The 1,992-nt window shown below is 56.3% G+C and carries 1 protein-coding gene; it reads left to right on the plus strand.

Annotated elements, in window-relative coordinates:
* Window positions 1-55: 55 nt before the first annotated feature.
* Window positions 56-1,992: peptidase domain-containing ABC transporter (locus U868_RS0123015; protein WP_025155334.1), on the plus strand; the 1,937-nt coding region annotated here is incomplete at its 3' end.

Here is a 1,992-nt window from a genome sequence, read left to right on the forward strand (position 1 = left end):
ACAGGAGCAGACACACCATGACAGAACGGACGCTGTTATCTGACCGGGAGGCTGCATGCGCCGTTTATCCCTGAAAAACCTGCTGGAAAAACTCGATCTCAGTCTGCGTCAGCGCATTCCGGTGATCCACCAGACCGAATCCTCTGAGTGCGGCCTCGCCAGCCTGGCCATGATTTCCGCCCATTACGGCAAAAGTATCGATCTGATTTCCCTGCGTCAGCAGTTCAGTCTCTCCGCGCGGGGCGCGACCCTGGCCGGACTGACCGGCATAGCCGCCGAACTGGGCATGACCACCCGCGCCCTGTCGCTGGATATGGATGACCTGCCGAATCTGCGCCTGCCGTGTATTTTACACTGGGATTTCAATCACTTTCTGGTGCTGGTGAAAATCAGCGGCAACAAATTTATCCTGCATGACCCGGCGTATGGCCGCCGGGTGGTCGGCATTGAGGAAATGTCGCGCAATTTTACCGGCGTGGCACTGGAAGCCTGGCCCGGCAGCACCTTCACAAAACAGGAGGTGGTGAAAAAACTCAGCCTGCGCACGCTGATCGGCAATATTCACGGGCTGAAAAAAGCCCTGCTGAAAATCTTCGCCTTCTCTGTGGTGATTGAGGCCATCGGCCTGATTATGCCGGTCGGCACGCAGCTGGTGATGGATCACGCTATTCCCGCCGGTGATCGGGGATTGTTGTCCCTGATTTGTGTCGGGCTGCTGTTCTTTATTCTGCTGAAAGCGGCGGTCAGTATGTGCCGCGCGTGGGCGAGTCTGGTGATGGAAACGCTGATCAACGTCCAGTGGCAGTCTGGATTATTTACTCACCTGCTGCGCCTGCCGCTCAGCTATTTTGAGCGGCGCAAACTCGGGGATATTCAGTCCCGTTTCGGCTCGCTGGATATCCTGCGTACCACCTTTACCACCAGCGTGGTCGGGGCGATCATGGACGGCATCATGCTGATCGGCGTGTTTATCATGATGATCCTCTACGGCGGCCATCTCACCTGGATTGTGCTCGGGTTTACCGCCGTGTATATCGGGCTGCGGCTGGCGACCTACCGTTATTACCGCCGGCTGTCGGAGGAATCGCTGATCAAGGAGGCGCGCGCCGGATCGTATTTTATGGAATCCCTCTACGGCATCACCACGGTGAAAACCCAGGGCATGAGCGAGCGCCGGGGGAATCACTGGCTGAATCTGAAAGTCGATTCGATCAATACCGGCATCCGCCTGACTAAAATGAACCTGATGTTCGGCGGGGTGAATACTTTTATCATGGCCTGTGACCAGATAGCTATTCTGTGGATCGGCGCGACGATGGTCATCGACAACGCCATGACCCTCGGGATGTTTGTTGCGTTCAGTGCCTACCGTGAGCAGTTTTCTGACCGCGCGGCCTCCGTCATTGAGTTCCTGCTGCAGCTGCGCATCATGAGCCTGCACAACGAGCGTATTTCCGATATTGTGCTGAATGAGCAGGAAAATAAAAAGCCGGATGTGCCGTACGAGCCGCAGATGCAGGCGGCCGGGCTGGAGACCCGCAACCTGGCGTACAGTTACGACAGCCAGTCCGCGCCGATCTTCCGCGATATTAATCTGTCGGTCGCCCCCGGCGAAAGTGTGGCGATAACAGGGCCGTCCGGATCGGGAAAAACCACGCTGATGAAGGTGTTGTGCGGCCTGTTTGAACCGTCAGACGGCAAGGTATTTATTGATAACATTGATATCCGCCGGCTCGGGGTCAATAACTACCACAAAATGATCGCCTGCGTGATGCAGGACGACAAACTGTTTTCCGGCTCGATCCGCGAAAATATCTGCGGATTCACCGAAAATCCTGACGAACAGCTGATGATCGCCTGTGCGCAGGCCAGTTATATTCATGACGTGATTATATCGATGCCGATGGGCTATGAAACACTGATCGGCGAGTTGGGCGAGGGGCTGTCCGGCGGGCAGAAACAGCGGATCTTTATCGCCCGCGCCCTGTACCG

It is taken from the genome of Morganella morganii H1r, from assembly GCF_000633515.1.
Lineage (GTDB): Bacteria > Pseudomonadota > Gammaproteobacteria > Enterobacterales > Enterobacteriaceae > Morganella > Morganella morganii_B.